This is a genomic window from Streptomyces lacaronensis, from assembly GCF_047337785.1.
Classification (GTDB): domain Bacteria; phylum Actinomycetota; class Actinomycetes; order Streptomycetales; family Streptomycetaceae; genus Streptomyces; species Streptomyces lycopersici.
Genome location: NZ_JBLHDK010000003.1, coordinates 2,103,917 through 2,122,357, shown reverse-complemented (window position 1 = coordinate 2,122,357; position 18,441 = coordinate 2,103,917). Strand labels below are relative to the sequence as shown.

At 72.5% G+C, this 18,441-nt stretch carries 19 protein-coding genes; 13 read left to right on the top strand and 6 right to left on the bottom strand.

The annotated features are described in order from the left end of the window. The first annotated feature begins 74 nt into the window (after positions 1 to 74). The 7 genes from ACMTAK_RS09265 to ACMTAK_RS09235 all read left to right on the top strand — a co-directional run bounded on the left by ACMTAK_RS09265 (position 75) and on the right by ACMTAK_RS09235 (position 7,155). Complete coding sequence (locus tag ACMTAK_RS09265; RefSeq protein ID WP_413805755.1) at positions 75 to 377, top strand: urease subunit gamma; 303 nt, start codon at positions 75 to 77, stop codon at positions 375 to 377. A 13-nt stretch (positions 378 to 390) separates the two neighbouring features. Next, complete coding sequence (locus ACMTAK_RS09260; protein WP_413805754.1) at positions 391 to 705, top strand: urease subunit beta; 315 nt, start codon at positions 391 to 393, stop codon at positions 703 to 705. Continuing rightward, a complete protein-coding gene (locus ACMTAK_RS09255; RefSeq protein ID WP_413805753.1) occupies positions 695 to 2,419 on the top strand; it encodes an urease subunit alpha in 1,725 nt (574 codons plus the stop codon). The genes ACMTAK_RS09260 and ACMTAK_RS09255 overlap by 11 nt, the downstream gene beginning before the upstream one ends. A 484-nt stretch (positions 2,420 to 2,903) precedes the next feature. Then, complete coding sequence (locus ACMTAK_RS09250; protein ID WP_413805752.1) at positions 2,904 to 3,635, top strand: urease accessory protein UreF; 732 nt, start codon at positions 2,904 to 2,906, stop codon at positions 3,633 to 3,635. Between the two features lie 46 nt (positions 3,636 to 3,681). Further along, positions 3,682 to 4,377, top strand: coding sequence for an urease accessory protein UreG (gene ureG / locus ACMTAK_RS09245; protein WP_413805751.1), 696 nt, complete (start codon positions 3,682 to 3,684; stop codon positions 4,375 to 4,377). After that, positions 4,374 to 5,384 (top strand): urease accessory protein UreD, encoded by a 1,011-nt coding sequence (locus ACMTAK_RS09240; protein WP_413805750.1) that lies wholly within the window; start codon positions 4,374 to 4,376, stop codon positions 5,382 to 5,384. Before ureG ends, ACMTAK_RS09240 begins: the two co-directional genes overlap by 4 nt. A 127-nt stretch (positions 5,385 to 5,511) precedes the next feature. Continuing rightward, positions 5,512 to 7,155, top strand: a complete 1,644-nt coding sequence (locus ACMTAK_RS09235; protein ID WP_413805749.1) for an alpha/beta hydrolase — start codon at positions 5,512 to 5,514, stop codon at positions 7,153 to 7,155. A 90-nt stretch (positions 7,156 to 7,245) separates the two neighbouring features. On the opposite strand, the gene ACMTAK_RS09230 is transcribed toward ACMTAK_RS09235, so the two are convergent. Then, positions 7,246 to 8,307 carry an NAD-dependent epimerase/dehydratase family protein gene (locus ACMTAK_RS09230; protein ID WP_413805748.1) on the bottom strand — a complete coding sequence of 354 codons (1,062 nt, stop codon included), beginning with the start codon at positions 8,305 to 8,307 and terminating at the stop codon, positions 7,246 to 7,248. Between the two features lie 264 nt (positions 8,308 to 8,571). Here ACMTAK_RS09230 and ACMTAK_RS09225 point away from each other — a divergent pair, with 264 nt between their 5' ends. From ACMTAK_RS09225 to ACMTAK_RS09205, 5 genes are read left to right on the top strand one after another with little or no spacing between them, the layout of a single operon-like run. Then, positions 8,572 to 10,146 carry a sensor histidine kinase gene (locus ACMTAK_RS09225; RefSeq protein WP_413805747.1) on the top strand — a complete coding sequence of 525 codons (1,575 nt, stop codon included), beginning with the start codon at positions 8,572 to 8,574 and terminating at the stop codon, positions 10,144 to 10,146. Next, positions 10,139 to 10,558 carry a roadblock/LC7 domain-containing protein gene (locus ACMTAK_RS09220; RefSeq protein ID WP_413805746.1) on the top strand — a complete coding sequence of 140 codons (420 nt, stop codon included), beginning with the start codon at positions 10,139 to 10,141 and terminating at the stop codon, positions 10,556 to 10,558. Before ACMTAK_RS09225 ends, ACMTAK_RS09220 begins: the two co-directional genes overlap by 8 nt. Continuing rightward, entirely contained in the window at positions 10,555 to 10,917 is a 363-nt protein-coding gene (locus ACMTAK_RS09215; RefSeq protein WP_413805745.1) for a DUF742 domain-containing protein, read from the top strand. The genes ACMTAK_RS09220 and ACMTAK_RS09215 overlap by 4 nt, the downstream gene beginning before the upstream one ends. Beyond that, positions 10,898 to 11,521 carry a GTP-binding protein gene (locus tag ACMTAK_RS09210; RefSeq protein WP_413805744.1) on the top strand — a complete coding sequence of 208 codons (624 nt, stop codon included), beginning with the start codon at positions 10,898 to 10,900 and terminating at the stop codon, positions 11,519 to 11,521. Before ACMTAK_RS09215 ends, ACMTAK_RS09210 begins: the two co-directional genes overlap by 20 nt. Then, positions 11,518 to 13,014: a cytochrome P450 gene (locus tag ACMTAK_RS09205; protein ID WP_413805743.1), complete on the top strand. Its 1,497-nt coding sequence runs from the start codon at positions 11,518 to 11,520 to the stop codon at positions 13,012 to 13,014. The genes ACMTAK_RS09210 and ACMTAK_RS09205 overlap by 4 nt, the downstream gene beginning before the upstream one ends. Positions 13,015 to 13,019: 5 nt before the next feature. On the opposite strand, the gene ACMTAK_RS09200 is transcribed toward ACMTAK_RS09205, so the two are convergent. The 5 genes from ACMTAK_RS09200 to ACMTAK_RS09180 form a co-directional block, all read right to left on the bottom strand. Next, a complete protein-coding gene (locus tag ACMTAK_RS09200; protein WP_020866563.1) occupies positions 13,020 to 13,175 on the bottom strand; it encodes a hypothetical protein in 156 nt (51 codons plus the stop codon). Positions 13,176 to 13,415: 240 nt separating this feature from the next. Then, positions 13,416 to 14,366 (bottom strand): cytochrome c oxidase assembly protein, encoded by a 951-nt coding sequence (locus ACMTAK_RS09195; RefSeq protein WP_413805742.1) that lies wholly within the window; start codon positions 14,364 to 14,366, stop codon positions 13,416 to 13,418. A 60-nt stretch (positions 14,367 to 14,426) separates the two neighbouring features. Then, positions 14,427 to 15,452 (bottom strand): 6-phosphofructokinase, encoded by a 1,026-nt coding sequence (locus tag ACMTAK_RS09190; RefSeq protein ID WP_413805741.1) that lies wholly within the window; start codon positions 15,450 to 15,452, stop codon positions 14,427 to 14,429. Between the two features lie 177 nt (positions 15,453 to 15,629). Continuing rightward, complete coding sequence (locus ACMTAK_RS09185) at positions 15,630 to 16,367, bottom strand: type 1 glutamine amidotransferase (protein WP_413805740.1); 738 nt, start codon at positions 16,365 to 16,367, stop codon at positions 15,630 to 15,632. Positions 16,368 to 16,389: 22 nt separating this feature from the next. Then, the gene (locus tag ACMTAK_RS09180; protein ID WP_198270686.1) at positions 16,390 to 17,628 is read right to left on the bottom strand and encodes a Mur ligase family protein; all 1,239 of its coding nucleotides are present in this window, start codon (positions 17,626 to 17,628) and stop codon (positions 16,390 to 16,392) included. A 190-nt stretch (positions 17,629 to 17,818) separates the two neighbouring features. On the opposite strand from ACMTAK_RS09180, the gene def reads away from it, so the two are divergent. Beyond that, complete coding sequence (gene def, locus ACMTAK_RS09175) at positions 17,819 to 18,385, top strand: peptide deformylase (RefSeq protein WP_413805739.1); 567 nt, start codon at positions 17,819 to 17,821, stop codon at positions 18,383 to 18,385. Positions 18,386 to 18,441 lie beyond the last annotated feature (56 nt).

Below are 18,441 nucleotides of genomic sequence, written 5' to 3'. Positions count from 1 at the left end.
CGGACCGTGCGGAACGGGTTGTTTCCGCCGGATCAGGGCTTTTGTGGAGTAAGGGCGAGAATGAGGTGGTAAGCGTGCGCTTGACCCCGCATGAGCAGGAACGTCTGCTCATCCATGTGGCCGCCGACGTGGCCGAGAAGCGACGGGCCCGGGGCGTGCTCCTCAACCACCCCGAGGCGACGGCGCTGATCACCGCCCACATCCTGGAGGGCGCCCGCGACGGCCGCGGCGTCGCCGAGCTGATGGCCTCCGGCCGCCGGGTGCTCACCCGCGACGAGGTCATGGAGGGCGTACCCGAGATGCTCAAGGACGTGCAGGTCGAGGCCACCTTCCCCGACGGCACCAAGCTGGTCACCGTCCACCAGCCGATAGCCTGACGGAGGCCTGCTCATGATCCCCGGAGAGATCCTTTACGCCGATGAGCCGGTGCTCCTCAACGAGGGGCGGCCGGTCACCCGTCTGACCGTGCTCAACGCCGCCGACCGGCCCGTCCAGGTCGGCTCCCACTACCACTTCGCCGAGGCCAACCCCGGCCTCGACTTCGACCGCGCCGCCGCCCGCGGCAAGCGGCTGAACATCGCCGCGGGCACCGCCGTGCGCTTCGAACCGGGCATCCCCGTCGAGGTCGCCCTGATCCCGATCGCGGGGGAGCGGATCGTGCCGGGGCTGCGCGCGGAGACGGGAGGAGAGCTCGATGACCGCTGAACTGGACCGCGCCGCGTACGCCGATCTCTTCGGCCCCACCACCGGGGACCGCATCCGGCTCGCCGACACCGACCTCTTCATCGAGATCGAGGAGGACCGCGGCGGCGGGCCCGGCCGGGCCGGGGACGAGGCGGTCTTCGGCGGCGGCAAGGTGATCCGCGAATCCATGGGCCAGTCCCGTGCCACCCGCGCCGAGGGCGCCCCCGACACCGTGATCACCGGGGCCGTCGTGCTCGACCACTGGGGCGTCGTCAAGGCGGATATCGGCCTGCGTGACGGCCGTATCACCGGAATCGGCAAGGCCGGGAACCCCGACACCATGGACGGTGTCCACCCCGACCTCGTCATCGGGCCCGAGACAGAGGTCATCGCGGGCAACGGCAGGATCCTCACCGCGGGCGCCATCGACGCCCATGTCCACTTCATCTCCCCGACCCTCGTCGACCAGGCGCTCTGCTCCGGGATCACCACCCTCGTCGGGGGCGGCACGGGCCCCGCCGAAGGGACCAAGGCCACCACCATCACCCCCGGACCCTGGCATCTCGCCCGGATGTTCGAGGCGCTGGAGGGGTCTCCGGTCAACATCGGACTGCTCGGCAAGGGCAACACCGTCTCGCGCGAGGCGATGTGGTCCCAACTGCGCGGCGGAGCCCTCGGATTCAAGATCCATGAGGACTGGGGGGCGACCCCCGCGGCCATCGACGCCTGCCTCGGCGTCTGCGAGGAGAGCGGCGCCCAGCTCGCCATCCACACCGACACCCTCAACGAGGCGGGCTTCGTCGGCGACACCCTGGCCGCCATCGCCGGGCGCACCCTCCACGCGTATCACACCGAGGGCGCGGGCGGCGGGCACGCGCCCGACATCATCACCGTGGTCTCGCAGCCCAACGTTCTCCCCAGCTCCACCAATCCGACCCGCCCGCACACCGTCAACACCGTCGAGGAGCACCTCGACATGCTGATGGTCTGCCACCACCTCAACCCGGCCGTCCCCGAAGACCTCGCCTTCGCCGAGTCCCGCATCCGGCCCAGCACCATCGCCGCCGAGGACGTGCTGCACGACCTCGGCGCGATCTCGATCATCTCCTCCGACTCCCAGGCCATGGGACGGATCGGCGAGGTGGTGCTGCGCACCTGGCAGACCGCGCATGTGATGAAGCGACGGCGCGGGGCGCTGGCCGGGGACGGCCGCGCCGACAACCACCGGGCGCGTCGCTATGTCGCCAAATACACCATCAACCCGGCGGTGGCCCAGGGCCTCGACGGGGAGATCGGCTCGGTGGAGCCCGGGAAACTGGCCGATCTGGTGCTGTGGGAGCCCGCCTTCTTCGGCGTCAAACCGCATCTGGTCATCAAGGGCGGCCAGATCGCGTATGCGCAGATGGGCGACGCCAACGCCTCCATACCGACCCCGCAGCCGGTCCTGCCGCGCCCCATGTTCGGCGCGCTCGGCCGCGCGGCGGCCAGGGGCTCGGTCAACTTCGTGACCCAGGCCGCCTTGGACGACGGCCTGGCGGACCGGCTGGACCTCCGCAAGCGGTTCGCCCCGATCCGCGGCACGCGGGGGGTCACCAAAACGGACATGCGGGAGAACGACGCCCTGCCGCGGGTCGAGGTCGACCCCGATACGTTCACCGTGACGATCGACGGCGAGCCCGTCGAACCGGCCCCGGCGACCGAACTTCCCATGGCCCAGCGGTACTTCCTCTTCTGACCGGACCCGTCATGCCCACGAACGAGACTCCGCCCGCTCCCCGGGGCGCTCGCGGTCCGGCCGCGGGTGGTCCGTCGGCGGGCTTTCCCCCACCCCGCCCCTTCCCGAAACCAGGAGGCCTCGCCCCCTGGACCCCCGGTCTCCGGGGCGGTGATGCCCCTGGTGGGGCTGTCGCTTCCGTCGTCTGGGGCTCAGGGGCGCCGTTGTCGGGTGGGTTGGATCGGGCCCGCCAACGGGCGTTCGGGGGCGGGGCCCCTGGCGGTCTCCGGGGCGGTGATGCCCCTGGTGGGGCTGTCGCTTCCGTCGCCTGGGGCCCCGGTGCGCCGTCGCCGGGCGTGCTGGATCGGGCCCGTTCGGGGGCGGAAGAGATGCCCTCCGGCGGGTCCGGGGTGATGCCTCTGGTGGGGTTGCCGCTCCTGCCTCCTGGGCCTCCGGTGACCCGTCGCCGGGTGGGTTGGATCGGGCTCGCTCGGGGGTGGCGGACATGGCTGTAGGGCATGAGGTGGGGGCCGGGTCGCAGGCCGCGCGGCGAGGGGCCGCGGGCGGGGCCGCCGCGTTGCTCGTGCTCGCCGATGGGCGGTTTCCCGCTGGAGGCCATGCGCATTCGGGGGGTGCCGAGGCCGCTGTCGCGGCGGGTCGGATCCGTGACGCGGCCTCCCTGGAGGCGTTCTGCCGGGGGCGGCTGCACACCGCCGGGCTCACCGCGGCCGGGCTCGCCGCCGCGGCCGCCGCCGGGCTCGATCCGCTCGTGCTGGACGATGCGGCGGACGCCCGTACCCCCAGCTCCGCGCTGCGGGCCACCGCCCGGCGGCTCGGGCGCCAGCTGATGCGCGCCGCCCGTGCCACCTGGCCCTCGCCCGAACTGGACGCCCTGGCCGCCGCGCGGCCGCGCGGGGCGCATCAGCCCGTGGTGCTCGGACTCACCGCGCGCGCCGCCGCACTGGGGCCGACGGACGCCGCGTACGCCGCCGGGTACGAGGCGGTGAGCGGGCCCGCGACCGCCGCCGTACGGCTGTTGAGCCTCGACCCCTTCGATGCCACCGCCGTCCTCGCCCGCCTCGCCCCCGAGCTGGACCGGGTCGTGGCGCGAGCCGCCGACGCGGCGTGGCGGGCCCTCGACGAGGGCCCGGACGCGCTGCCCGCCGCCTCCGCGCCGCTGCTCGACATCGCCGCAGAACACCACGCCACCTGGTCCGTACGCCTCTTCGCCTCGTAACCGGGCCCGCCCCGCACCCGCCCCTGCTGGAACATCGGAGCCGTTCATGCACCTCGACCACGCGGACACCTACCCCCCGCGCCACACCTACGGCGCCGCCGGCCCCCACCGCCCCGACGGCACCCGCCGGGCGCTGCGCATCGGACTCGGCGGGCCGGTGGGCTCGGGCAAGACCGCGACCGTCGCCGCGCTGTGCCGGGCGCTGCGCGACCAGCTCTCCCTCGCCGTGGTCACCAATGACATCTACACCCGCGAGGACGCCGAGTTCCTGCTGCGCAACGCCGTACTGCCGCCGGAGCGCATCACCGCCGTGGAGACCGGAGCCTGTCCGCACACCGCGATCCGCGACGACATCTCCGCCAACCTGGAGGCCGTCGAGGAGCTCGAGGAGACCGTGGGCCCGCTCGATCTGATCCTGGTCGAGTCCGGCGGGGACAACCTCACCGCGACATTCTCCAAGGGCCTGGTGGACGCGCAGGTGTTCGTCATCGATGTCGCGGGCGGCGACGACATCCCCCGCAAGGGCGGCCCCGGCGTGACCACCGCCGATCTGCTCGTGGTCAACAAAACCGACCTGGCCCCCTACGTCGGCTCGGACCTGGCACGCATGGCCCGCGACGCCGAGGCCCAGCGCGGTGAACTGCCCGTGGCCTTCACCTCCCTGGTCGCCGAGGACGGCGTCCGCCCCATCGCCGACTGGGTCCGCACCCGCCTGGCCGCCTGGACAGCGGCCCCGGCATGACCCCCGCCCCGGACGCACCGGGTGGCGTACCGCCGCACACCGCGCCGCGGATGCCAGGGAGTGCTCGGGAGCGGGAAGCCCCGGACATCCGGCGCGGCCCGGCCGCCTCGGCAGGGGCAGCCGCCTCGGGCACGGCGGGCACCGCAGGTGCCGCGGGCACCTCGGCTGCGACTCGTGCCTCGGCTGCGACACGCACCTCGGGTGCGTCTGCAGTCGTCTCGCATGCGGCGGGCACCTCACCCACAACGGGCGTCTCCGGCCCGGTAGTACGGGCCACCGCCCGTCTCGTCGCCGAGGCGGACGGGCGCGGGGGCACCGCGTTGCCCGTGCTCGCCGGGGACGGGCCGCTCGCGTTGCGGCGGACCCGGGGCGTGGTGGGGGAGGCGTGTGTCACCGTGGTCGGGGCCATGAGCGCGCCCCTGGGCGGCGACCGGATCGCCCTCGAGGCGACCGCCGGGCCCGGTGCCCGGCTGCGCGTCGGTTCCGCCGCGGCCACCATCGCCCTGCCGGGGCGGGCGGCGGGCCCCGCGTACTACGAGATCCGGCTGACCGTCGCCGACGGCGCGACCCTGCACTGGCTGCCCGAGCCCCTGATCTCCGCCCACGGCAGCGAACTGCTGATGACCACCCGTGTCGAACTCGCGCCCACCGCCCGCCTCGTGCTGCGCGAGGAGCAGATCCTGGGCCGTACCGGCGAATCCCCGGGCCATCTGACCAGCCGTCTCACCGTCCACCGAGCCGGGCGCCCGCTCCTCGACCAGGAGCTCGCCCACGGCCCCGGCGCCCCCGGCTGGGACGGCGGCGCGGTCCTCGGCGGCCATCGGGCGGTGGGCCAGCTGCTCGTGGTCGACCCGGCCTATGGCGCTCGTCCCATCACGTCCCGCCGCCTCGCCGACACCGCCGTCCTCACGCCGCTGACCGGCCCCGCCGCCCTCGCCACCGCCGTGGCCCCGGACGCCCTCCACCTCCGCCGGGCCCTCGACGCGGCGGCCGCGGCCGTGGGCTGATGTTCACGTCTTGATAAAGAAACGGCGGTTTGCCCTGTACTCGGCGGTAAGCAAGACAGAAGAATCCCCCTGACACTCTGTGATCATCGCCGCTCCTGGCGGCGCAACAAAGCAGGGGGATGACTAAGTGAGACGCACAGCACTCTTCGGCGCGACCGGTGGTGTGATCGCCGGTGCGCTGATAACCGGTGCGCTGGCCGCCCCCACGGCCGGGGCATCGGAGCGGACCCCCGGCGGGGCCGCCGAGGCCCGTGGTGTGGCGGTGGCCGCGGCCAAGGCCGCGAAGAAGGGCATCGACTGGACGGACTGCCCGGCCGACTGGGGGCTCGCCAAGCCCATCCAGTGCGGCTATGTCACCGTACCGCTCGACTACGCCAAGCCGAACGGCCGCACCATCAAGCTCGCGGTGGACCGGATCGCCAACACCGGCTCCGCCTCCGAGCGGCAGGGCTCGCTGATCTACAACCCGGGCGGGCCCGGCGGCTCCGGGCTGCGCTTCCCGACCCGGGTCACCACCAAGAACCCGCTGTGGACGAAGGTGTCGAAGGCGTACGACTTCGTCGGCTTCGACCCGCGCGGGGTGGGCCACTCCGCGGCCATCTCGTGCGTGGATCCCCAGGAGTACGTCAAGGCCCCGAAGCTGGACCCGGTGCCCGACAGCGAGGCGGACAAGCGCGTCCAGCGCAAGCTGGCCCGTGAATACGCTTCAGGGTGCGAGGAGCGCAGCGGCTGGATGCTGCCGCAGATGACGACGCCCAACACCGCCCGGGACATCGACGTCATCCGGGCCGCGCTCGGCGACAAGAAGCTCAACTACCTGGGCGTGTCCTACGGAACGTACATCGGCGGGGTCTACGCGACGCTCTTCCCGACCCATGTGCGCCGGCTGATCGTGGACAGCGTGGTCAACCCCTCGCGGGAGAAGATCTGGTACCAGGCCAACCTGGACCAGGACGTCGCCTTCGAGACGCGCTGGAACGACTGGAAGGCGTGGGTGGCGAAGAACGACGCCGCCTACCACATCGGCGACACCCCGGCGAAGGTCCAGCAGCAGTGGGAGAAGCTGCGCGCGGCCGCCAAGAAGAGCCCCATCGGCGGGGTCGTGGGCCCGGCCGAGCTGCTCGGGTTCTTCCAGAGCGCTCCGTACTACGACTCGTCGTGGGCCACGGTCGCCCAGGTGTGGAGCGATTACCTCGGCGGCGATGAGAAAGCGCTGGTCGAGGCCGCGGGCCCGGACATGTCCGACACCGCGGGCAACATCGCCTCGGAGAACGGCAACGCCGTCTACACCGCCGTCGAGTGCGCCGACGCCAAGTGGCCGACCAGCTGGGCGAAGTGGGACCGGGACAACACCCGGCTCCACCGCGACTACCCCTTCCTGACCTGGTCCAACGCCTGGATGAACCTGCCGTGCGCCACCTGGGGGGCCAAGCAGGGGACCCCGCTGGAGGTGGGTGCCGCCAAGGGGCTGCCCAAGACGCTGATCGTGCAGAGCACCCGTGACGCCGCGACCCCGTACGAGGGCGCGGTCGAGCTGCACAAGCGGCTGAAGGGCTCGCGTCTGGTGACCGAGAAGGACGCCGGTTCGCACGGGGTCACCGGTCTGGTGAACCCGTGTGTCAACGACCGGGTGGACGCCTACCTGCTCAAGGGCACGGTGGACGCCAAGGACGTGACCTGCGCCCCGCACGCCACGCCGGTGCCCGCCAAGTCGGGCGCGTCCGCGAAGGACGCGAAGGCCGCCAAGGAGGCGGCCGCCGTCGTCAAGTAGTCGGCTGGTCGGCGGTATGCGGTGCTGGGCCGGGCCCGTGCGTTCCCCGCACGGGCCCGGTTCCGTTTCTTCGCCGTACGCCCGCGTCGATCAGGGCGCGGGGGAATTCCCGCCGCCCCGCAGCCACGCGTCCTCGGCCGCGTAGTCGAACAGATCGGTCATCGGATCGTAGGCGGCGGCCATGTCGGGGAAAGCCGTGCGCCAGTCCGGGTCGGCCGTCAGCCGGTCCGTCAGCCAGGCGACGGTCGCCGGGAGCGATTCCGCATAGCCGGTCACCGGGCGGTAGCCCAACTCCCGTTCGGCCGCGGTCATGTCGTAGACGAGGGGGTGGGCCAGGCTCCAGGGGGTGCTGCCGATATGCGGATGCGGCGGCTCCCCGTCGACCAGCACCAGCTCGCCGCGCACCTCGAGCACCGCGTCCACGGCGGCGGCGATGTCGGCGACCGTCGGGGCCTGCGGGTCGCCCGCGTTGAGCACCCGTGAACCGGGCCGGTGGGCGGCCAGCCGCACCAGCTCCGCGATGTTGTCGACATGTACCGGATGGAACCGGCTGCGGCCGCCGTACGCCAGGATCCGCACTGGCCGCCCGTCCAGCGCCCGTTTGACGAAGTACAGCTCACGCGGGGTGCGGCAGTGCGGGCCGTGGATCGCCCCGGCGCGCAGCAGAGTGGTCGGCAGCCGGTCCCCGGCGGCCAGCAGCTCCCGCTCCAGCGCCACCTTCCGGCTGCCGTAGCCGTCGCCCGGCGGGACGGTTCGCTGGGACTCGGGGAGCGGCACCGGATACCGCGGGCCGCCGTCCGGCCGGTCCTGGGTCCCGAAGCCCCGGCCCTGGTCGTCCTCGTACACCGCTCCGGTGGAGATCACCACCGCCGATCCGATCCGGTCGGCGAGGTCCAGCAACTGCCGTGCGTGTGCCCGGCCGTAGGCGACGCAGTCCAGCACCACATCGCAGCCGTCGCCGATCAGCGCGGCCACCGCGGCGTCGTCGTCCCGGTCCACGGCCACGCTTTCCACCGACCCGGGCCAGCCCTCGTCGCGGCCCCCACCGCGCGAGGCGGCCCGCACCCGCCATCCCTCCTCGGCGAGCGCGCGCACCGCCGCCCGGCCGATCTGCCCCGTGGCCCCGATCACACATGCGCTCCCAGTGCTCATGCCGGGACGCTAAGGGCCCGAGCGCCACGCTGCCCAGACTCCTTCGCCATGAGCAGATTCGCCCTCGGCCGATCATTCACGGTCAAAGGGTGAGTGCAGATGATCGCTTTTTCACGCTCTTTGAATTCACCGTGATGCATTCCGAAGAAAAAAGCATCTTCAATTCATGCGACGGTGAAACCGCTATGCTCCAGGGCCCATGACGGGCTGGCTCATCGCCCGCATTTCGCACTCATTTTCTCTTCGCTGTTTTTAAGGATGCCCATGGTTTTCGCCGGCACCTCATCCGGAGGCGGCACCTCACCCGGAGGCCGACGGCCCGCCTCCACGCTCGTATGGGTCATCCCTCCCGCCGCGATGGCGTTCTGCGCGGCGCTGGCCGTCGCCGTGGTCCCGTCCGGGGCGCGGGCCACGGTCGCCTGGTGCGGAGTGGCGGCGACGCTCGCGGTGGCCCTCGCGGCGGCCGAGGCGATGCGCCGCGGCCGGCTGATCACCACGCTGCGCACCCGGCTCTCCGCCCAGGAGGCCGGGTTCCGGCAGCGCCTGGCGGCCCAGGAGGCGGAGATCCGGCGGCTGACCCGGGAGGTGCTCCCCGCGACGGTGGCCCGGCTGCGGCGCGGCGCCATGGTGCACGAGGCGATGAAGGACGTCGACTACGCGCCCCGTCTCGACCCGGACTTCGACGCCGCCCACGAGCAACTGCTGCGGTGGGTGCTGGACACCGTGCGGACCGAGGAGGACCTGAGGGACGCGGCCCAGCGGGCGTTCGTCAACATCGCCCGCCGGGTGCAGGCCATCGTCCACCAACAGGCCCAGGACATGCGGGAGATGGAGGACAAGCACGGCGCCGACCCGGACGTCTTCGAGGATCTGCTCCACCTGGACCACGGCAACGCCCTGATCGGCCGGCTGGCGGACTCCATCGCGGTCCTGGGCGGCTCGCGGCCGGGCCGCCAGTGGCAGAAGGAGGTGCCGCTGTTCAACGTCTGCCGCGGCGCCATGTCCCGCATCCTCGAGTACGAGCGGGTGGATCTGCACTCGGTGGCGGACGTCGCCATCGTCGGCCCCTCGGTGGAGCCGCTGATCCACGCCCTGGCCGAACTGCTGGACAACGCCACCCGCTACTCGCCGCCCAAGACCCGGGTGCACCTGACCGCGATCGAGGTCCAGTCCGGGGTCGCGATCGAGATCGAGGACGCCGGGGTGGGCCTGTCGGAGGAGGCCCGCAGACGCACCGACGCGGTGCTGCTCCAGGCGGCCACCGGATTCGACCTCAACGACCTCGGCGAGACACCGCGGCTCGGCCTGGCCGTGGTCGGCAGGCTCGCCGTGCGGTACCGGTTCCAGATCTCGCTGCGGCCCTCGGCGTACGGCGGGGTGCGCGCGGTGCTGGTCGTCCCGCAGGACATCATCTGCCCCACCCCCGCGCCCGGTGGCGCGATCGCCCGCGCGGCCAAACTGCCCCCGCCCAAGCCCATCAAGCGGGCCACGCCCCTCCCGTCGCCCACCCGCACCGGCCCGGTGGCGCAGGGCCGCCCCGGCCCCGGCTTCCGGCAGAACGGCGCCGGACTCCCGCAGCGCCGCCGCCGGATGCCCATGGTCGCCCCGGCCCCCTCGTCGTTCCGCGTCGACTCCGCGCCCCCGGCGGCGCCCGCCCCGCCCCGCGATCCGGCCCGGCAGCCCGTACAGCCGGGGATCTGGCTGGACGCCTTCACCAAGGGGCTCAACGGCGAGCCGATCCCGGCGGCGGACGCCGCCGCGGACGCGCCGGACCCCCGGAAGTCGCCCGACGCCCCGGACAACTCAAGCACCCCGAACACGTCGGACAAGGATGAGTAGGCAAGTGACGCAACCGCGGTTCAACATGGACTGGATGCTCCGGGACCTCGCGTCCAGCGTTCCGGAGACCCGGCACGTGGTCCTGCTGTCCTCGGACGGCCTGTGCATGGCCCAGGTCGGCACGGACAAGGACACCGCCGACCGTCTGGCCGCCGCCTGTGCCGGGCTGCAGAGCCTCTCCGGCGCGATCGCCGCCCAGTTCCCCGAGGGGGACGGGCGGATGCGGCTGGTCGTCATCGAGGTCGACGGCGGGTTCTTCTATCTGATGGCGGCCGGTACCAGTTCGTATCTGGCGGTGCTCGCCGAGGACAGCGTGGACGCCGGGCTGATGGGCCAGTGCATGAGAGATCTCGTCGCCCGGCTCGGGGAGCACCTCAGCAGCCCGCCGCGGGTCGACGGACGCGTGACATGAGCGAGCCCGGCAAGCCGTGGGACGAGGGCGGCCCCGAGCGGCTCTACACGGTCAGCCGCGGCCGCGCTTCGCAGGAACCCCGGCACCGGCCCGTCGAACTCGTCAGCCTCATCGTGGCACGCGCCGAACCGGAGCCGGGGACGGCTCCCGAGGCCGCGGCCGTGCTGAGGATGTGCCAGTTCCCGCTCTCGGTGGCCGAGATCTCCGCGTATCTGGTCCTGCCCGTCTCCACCGTCACCGTGCTCCTCGCGGGGCTGCTGCGGGACGACCGGGTGGAGGTCAGGGCGCCGGTCCCGGCCGCCGTGCTGCCCGACCCCGAACTGCTGCAGGCGGTGATGCATGGACTACAGAACCTCTGAGGGAGTCGCCGGACCGCGCAGCGAGGACACCCTCCCGGCCTCCGCGGCCGCCGCCGTCAAGGTGGTGATCGTCGGCGGCTTCGGCGTGGGCAAGACCACCATGGTCGGCTCGGTGAGCGAGATTCGCCCGCTGACCACCGAGGAGACCATGACCCAGGCCGGGGTCGGCGTCGACGACATCGCCGGGATCGAGCGCAAGACCGAGACCACCGTCGCGATGGACTTCGGCCGGATCAGCCTCAACGAACGGCTGGTGCTCTATCTGTTCGGCACCCCCGGCCAGGAGCGGTTCTGGTTCCTGTGGAACGGCCTCTTCGAGGGCGCCCTGGGCGCCGTGGTCCTGATCGACACCCGCCGTCTGGAGGTCAGCTTCGACGCGGTCGGACGGCTAGAGGAGCGCGGGGTGCCCTTCGTGGTCGCGGTCAACGCGTTCCCCGGGGCCCCCGTCCACCCCATGGCGGACCTGCGCGCTGCCATGGACCTGCCCGACTCCGTACCGATGATCGACTGCGATGCCCGCGACCGCGGCTCCAGCCGCGACACCCTCCTCGCCCTCGTGCGCCATCTGCAATCTCTCCACACCGTGACCCCGGAGACACCGTGACTCCTCATCCCGACGACCCCGGCACCGGGCCCGCCGGTCTGCCGCCCACCCGGTGCCCCGTCCACACCGCGCTCTCCGACGGAGACGGCGGTCTGGTGGACCTCCTCGGGCCCGAGAACGAGAAGGACCCGATGGGGCTGTACGAGCGGCTGCGCGCCGAGCACGGCCCGGTGGCCCCGATCGTGCTCGACGGTGGCATACCGGCCTGGTTGCTGCTGGGCTACCGCGAGAACCTGGAGGTCTCCCGCACCCCCTCCCGCTTCTCCCGCGACTCCCGCCACTGGCACGCCTGGAAGGACGGCAGGATCGCCGCCGACTCGCCCCTGCTGCCGGTGGTCGGCTGGCAGCCCATGTGCACCTTCGCCGACGGCGACGAGCACGAGCGGCTGCGGGCCGCGCTCACCGAGTCCATGGGGCGCTTCGACCGCCGCGGGATCCGCCGCCATGTCACCCGCTTCACCCACCAGCTGGTGAACGACTTCTGTGCCGAAGGAGGCGCGGAAATGGTCACCGCCTTCGCCCAGCAGCTGCCCATGCTCGTCCTCACCCAACTGCTGGGCATGCCGGACGAGTACGGCCCACGGCTGGTCGAGGCCACCCGGGACCTGATGAAGGGCACCGAGACGGCCCTGCGCAGCGACGCGTACGTCACCGGCGCCCTCAAGGGTCTGGTGGACCGCAGGCGCGCCGAACCCGGCGAGGATCTGGCGTCCTGGCTGCTGGCCCACCCCTCCGGCCTCACCGAGGAGGAGGTGGTCCAGCATCTGCGGCTGGTGCTGCTCACCGGCAACGAGACCACCACCAATCTGATGGCCAACACGCTGCGCATGGTCCTCACCGATCCGCGCTTCCGCGCGTCCCTGGCCGGCGGCCATATGACGCTGCCGGACGCCATCGAGCACGTGCTGTGGAACGAGCCCCCGCTCACGGTCGTCCCCGGCCGCTGGGCCACCGGGGACACCGAGCTGGGCGGTCAGCGGATCAAGGCCGGGGACATGCTGCTGCTGGGGCTGGCCGCCGGGAACGTCGACCCGGCCATCCGCCCCGACATCGCCGCGCCCATGTACGGCAACCGGTCCCATCTCGCCTTCAGCGGCGGCCCCCATGAATGCCCGGGGCAGGACATCGGCCGCGCCATCACGGACACCGCCATCGACACCCTGCTGCTGCGCCTGCCCGATCTGCGGCTGGCCGTGGACGAGTCCGAGCTGACCTGGCTCTCGTCCTGGATCTCCCGCCATCTCGTGGAGCTGCCGGTGGAGTTCATGCCCCGGCGCCCCGAGCCGGATGTCATGGACCTCCCCGTCGAGGCGCTCCTGCCCCCTCGGCAGCGGGTGCCCTCGATCCCCGAGGAGACGGCGGCCCCGGTCCGGTCCGGCACCGAGGGGCCCGAGACGGTGGCCCCCGGGCGCGTCCCGTGGTGGGCGGCGTTACGGCGGTGGCTGCTGGGCAGGCGCTCGGGATCCGCTGCGAAGGGGTCCTCCGCACGGTAGAGAGATCAGCCCCGGGCCACCACGACCCCCACGGTCAGCAGTCCGAGCACCACCCAGCTGAACCACAGCCAGCCGTTGCTCCCCAGAGCCACGGTGTAGGCCGTCACCAGCACCAGACCCCCCACCGTGGCCACCGTCATCGCCTTCGCGGAACCGGGCATCCCCGACCTCCTCACGGCGGTCCCGACGCCCCTTCGCCAGGACCCGGGCCACCCAGGGCCCGGGTCCATGGTCTCGCGGTCCGGGCCCTGGCCGCTACGGGCCGTCCGGCGGGTCTTTATGCGGCTCCGCCGCGTGGCAGGGGCTCCGCCCCTGGACCCCGGGTCCGGGGCGGAGCCCCAGTTGGGGGAAGGGGCGGGGAGGGGAACAGCCCGCCGCGGGCGGCAGGACCCGGTGACCCCTCACTGGCTCCGGGACTGGAGCGAGGCCAGATACGCGTTGTACGCCGCGAGCTCCTGGTCGCCGTCCCGGTCCGCGGTGCGGTCGATGCGCCGCGCCTGGCGCTGCTCGGACTTGTACCACTGGTAGACCAGCGCCACCAGCACGATCACCGACGGGATCTCGCTGAAGGCCCAGGCGATACCGCCCGCCCAGGTCTGGTCCGACAGCGCGTCGACGCCCAGCGAGGCGGGCGGGTGCTTGTACGCGCCGACCATGGGCTCGGACGCCATCATCAGCGCGATGCCGAAGAACGCGTGGAACGGCATGCCCGAGAACAGCTCCAGCATCCGCATCACATAGCCGGGCCGGTGCGGGCCCGGGTCCACGCCCATGATCGGCCAGAAGAAGACCAGGCCCACCGCCAGGAAGTGGACCATCATCGCGATATGCCCGGCCTTGCTCTCCATCAGGAAGTCGAAGAGCGGGGTGAAGTACAGCGCGTACAGGCTCGCGATGAACAGCGGGATGGTGAACGCCGGATGGGTGATGATCCGCATATAGCGGCTGTGCAACAGCGCGACCAGCAGCTCCCGGGGCCCCTTACGGCCGCGCCCGGCCGCCGGGAGGGCCCGCAGGGTCAGCGTGACCGGCGCGCCCAGCAGCAGCAGGATCGGCGAGACCATGCTGATGATCATGTGCTGCACCATATGGACGCTGAACATGACCATGCCGTAGTCGTTCAGCTTGGTGCACATCGCGACCGCGATGGTCAGCACCCCGAGGACGAAGGAGACCACGCGCCCCACCGGCCAGGCGTCGCCGCGCCGCCGCAGCCGCGCGACGCCCCAGCCGTAAAGACCGAGCGCCAGCACACAGCCGACCAGGAAGAACGGATCGCCGCCGAGCTCCAGGCCGCGCGACAGCGTGAACGGCGGCAGATTCATCATCATGCCGTGCCCGCCGTGATCCATCAGCAAGATCTCCTCCCGGTGCGCACCAAATGTGCTCGCACCAGCCTAGAACCGCTCAGATCACAGTACGCACTCGGCCTCGGCGTACCGCTCGGCGGGGACCGTCTTCAGCCGTTCCACGGCCGACGCGAGCGGCACCAGCGTGATGTCCGTGCCGCGCAGCGCGGCGATCGTGCCGAATTCGCCGCGGTGGGCCGCCTCGACCGCGTGCCAGCCGAAGCGGGTGGCGAGCACCCTGTCGTACGCCGTCGGGGTGCCACCGCGCTGCACATGGCCCAGGATGACCGCCCGCGCCTCCTTGCCGAGCCGCCGCTCCAGCTCCACGGAGAGGTGGCGGGCGATGCCCGCGAAGCGCTCATGGCCGTAGACGTCCTTGCCGCCGGCCTCATAGTCCATCGTGCCCTCGCGCGGCTTGGCGCCCTCCGCCACCACCACGATCGCGAACTTCTTGCCCGCCTCGAACCGTGCCCCGACGGTCCCGGCCAGCTCCTCGATGTCGAACGGGCGCTCCGGGACGACGATGGCGTGGGCGCCCGCGGCCATGCCCGAGTGCAGCGCGATCCAGCCGGTGTGCCGCCCCATGACCTCGACGATCAGCACCCGCTGATGGGACTCGGCGGTGGTCTTGAGCCGGTCCAGGGCCTCGGTGGCCACCCCGACCGCGGTGTCGAAGCCGAAGGTCACATCGGTCGAGGCGATGTCGTTGTCGATGGTCTTCGGCACGCCGACGATCGGCAGCCCGGCGTCCGAGAGCAGCCGGGCGGCCTTCAGCGTGCCCTCCCCGCCGATGGGGATGACCGCGTCCAGGCCGAGCTCCGCCACATGGCCCTTGGCCCGCTCCACGCCGTCCCGCAGATGCTCGGGGCGCACCCGGGTGGAGCCGAGGATGGTGCCGCCGAGGGCCAGGATGCCGCTCACGGCGTCCAGGTCCAGCTTGCGGTAGTCGCACTCAAGCAGGCCCTTCCAGCCGTCCTGGAAGCCGATCACCTCATCGCCGTGGTCGACGGTGGCGCGGTGGACGACTGACCTGATGACCGCGTTCAGGCCGGGGCAGTCGCCGCCGGACGTGAGCACACCAATGCGCATGGCACGCATACCTCTGTCTGAGATGGGGGCCGACGGCCGGACCGCGTCGTCCGGCGGGACCCCGCCACCCTACAAGCGCGCGGGCGACGGGGGCGCGGCCTGTGGCCTGATGTCCGCCATGCGGTCACCCTGCGTTCGAATGGCCTCTGAGCTGCGCTCGAGCGAGCGGGACGCGGCTCAGGCGGGCTGGGTCGCCGCCGCGATCCGCTCGTTGCGCAGCGCCTCGTACCACTGGTCGTCGACCGGCGGCAGCGCGTTCACATCGAGGGCCAGTTTCAGCAGGTGGTCCGCGATGTGCGGGTTGCGGGCCATCACCGGGCCGTGCATGTACGTCCCGAAGACGGTGTCGCTGTACGCGCCCTCGAATCCGTCCCCGGTGCCGTTTCCGTTGCCGAACCGGACCCGGGCGAAGGGGCGGGCGGTCGGGCCCAGGTGGGTGACGCCCTGGTGGTTCTCGAAGCCGGTCAGCGGGGGCAGCGCCAGCCGCTCGTCGATGTCGGCCAGCACGTCCCCGACGCACCGGGCGCCCTCGCCGCGGGTGCTGACCACGTCCAGCAGGCCCAGGCCCTGCTGGCGCTGGCCGAGGTCGTTGATGAACTCGTGGCCGAGGATCTGGTACCCGGCGCACACCGAGAAGACGATCGCCCCGTTGGCGACGGCCCGGCTCAGCCCGCCGTCCCGGATCAGCCGCTCGGCGGCCAGCCGCTGCGGGCGGTCCTCGCCGCCGCCGATCAGATAGACGTCCCCGGAGGTGGGGATCTGCTGGTCGGAGCGGACGTCCAGGCGGGAGACCTCCAGCCCGCGCTGCCGCGCCCGGCGCTCCACCACCAGGACGTTGCCCTGGTCGCCGTACGTACTCAGCAGGTCGGGGTAGACCCACACCAGACGCAGGCCGTTCTGGCTCGTGCTACGCATCTTCGTGCCTCTCGTACGGGGGTCAGTTGCCGACCCGGCGGCGCAGGTCCTGGAACGCGGTGTAGTTGGCGATCACCTCGATGCGGCCGGGCGGGGAGATCCGCACCGCCTCGTCCACGTCCGCGCAGACCCGGAAGTCCAGCCCGGCGACCTCCAGGCGCACCGCGAGGTCCAGCTTGCGGTCGCCGATCACGCAGATCGGGTGCCCGGCCAGCCGGGTGTAGTCCACGTCCCAGAGCCAGGAGGTGTCGGTGCCGTCGGCGCCGCGCGCGTTCACCGAGAGGATCACCGGGGTGGGCGGCGGGTCGATCAGCGAGAAGGTCTCCAGCCAGCCGGCCGGGTTCTTCGCCAGCAGCAGCCGCAGCTGGCGCTCCTGGAAGGTGACCACGTCATACCGGCCGGCCACGGCCTGGACCTGGTACATCCGCTCCAGCGCGACCTGCGGGGGCACCCCGAAGGTGGCGGCGACGGCGGCCGAGGTGGCCGCGTTGGCCTTGTTGGCGCGGCCGGGGAGCTGGAGGTGGATGGGCCAGGCGGCGCCGTGCGGGTCCAGGACGTAGTCGCCGTTCAGCGCCCAGCTGGGGACGGGGCGGCGGAAGCCGCACTCCCCGCAGACCCAGTCGTCGCCCGGGCGCTGCAGCACACCGCCGCAGGACGGGCAGGACCAGGCGTCGTCCTTCCACTCCTGCCCGGCCGCCACCCACACCACATTGGGGCTGGAGGAGGCGGCCCAGACGATCAGCGGGTCGTCGGCGTTGGCGATCACGACCGCCTTGGAGCCGGTCAGGCCCTCGCGCCACTTCTCGGCGAGCATCCGGGTCTCGGCGGCGCGGTCGAGCTGGTCACGGGAGAGGTTGAGGAGCGCGATGGCCTTGGGCTCGGTGTCGCGCGCCACACCGGCGAGGTACTTCTCGTCGACCTCGATCACGCCGTAGCGGGCATCGGACCCGCCCGCCAGAGCGGAGGTGATACCGGCCGGCATATTGGCGCCCAGCGCGTTGGAGACGACCGGGCCGGCCGCCCGCAGCGCCTCGGCGATGAGCCGGGTGGTCGTGGTCTTGCCGTTGGTCGCCGACACCAGGATGACGTCCAGGTGCTGCGCCAGCCTGCCCAGCAGATCGGGGTCGAGCCGCAGGGCCACCTTGCCGCCGATCACCGATCCACTGCCGCGGCCCGCGGCCCGCGACACCGCCGCCGCGGCCTTGCCCGCCGTCACGGCCAGCTTGGCCCGCGGTGACAGCGGCTCCGAGTTGCCTGCCATCGTCTTCTCGATCCTCCTCGCATACCGGCGCCGCTTCTGCCCCCCGAGGCGCCGGTGGTAGGCCCCCTCCGTGCCGCGTCGCCGGCCGGGAGGCCACGGTCGGAGAGCAGCCTATCGAGATCCGGCGGCTGTCCCGAATTCCGGCCGCGCGCACGGGGCCCACCTCATCGGCGCCGTAGGCTTGGCTGCCATGCGACATGGCGTGATCCCGGGCAGCCGCGGAGCGGTGCGGCCCCTGCGGCTCTTCGGCGATCCGGCGCTCCGCGCGCCGTGCGAGGAGGTCACCGCGTTCGACGCCGAGCTGGCCCTGCTGATCGAGGACATGTACGCCACGATGTACGCGGCCCACGGGGTGGGCCTCGCGGCCAATCAGATCGGTGTGGGGCTGCGGGTCTTCGTCTTCGACTGCCCGGACGACGAGGACCACCGCCATCTGGGGCATGTCGTCAACCCCCGGCCGGTCGCGGCCGACGGGGTGACGGTGCGCGGGGCGGAGGGCTGTCTGTCGCTGCCGGGGCTCGAGGCGGGCACCCCGCGCCACGACCACGTGGTGATCGAGGGCGCGACGATGACCGGGGAGCCGGTGCGGATCGAGGGCACGGGCTTCTTCGCGCGCTGCCTTCAGCATGAGTGCGACCATCTGGACGGCGGGCTGTTCATCGACCGGCTGACCGGGCTGCGGCGGCGCAGGGCGCTGCGCGCGATCCGCCGCGCCCCGTGGGCGCCGACCGGCGGCGCCGAGGCTGTGGAGGCGTAGGGGCCCCGCAGGCGTCACGGTCCGCGGCACACACCCTGGGCGCGCGGCCCGTTCCA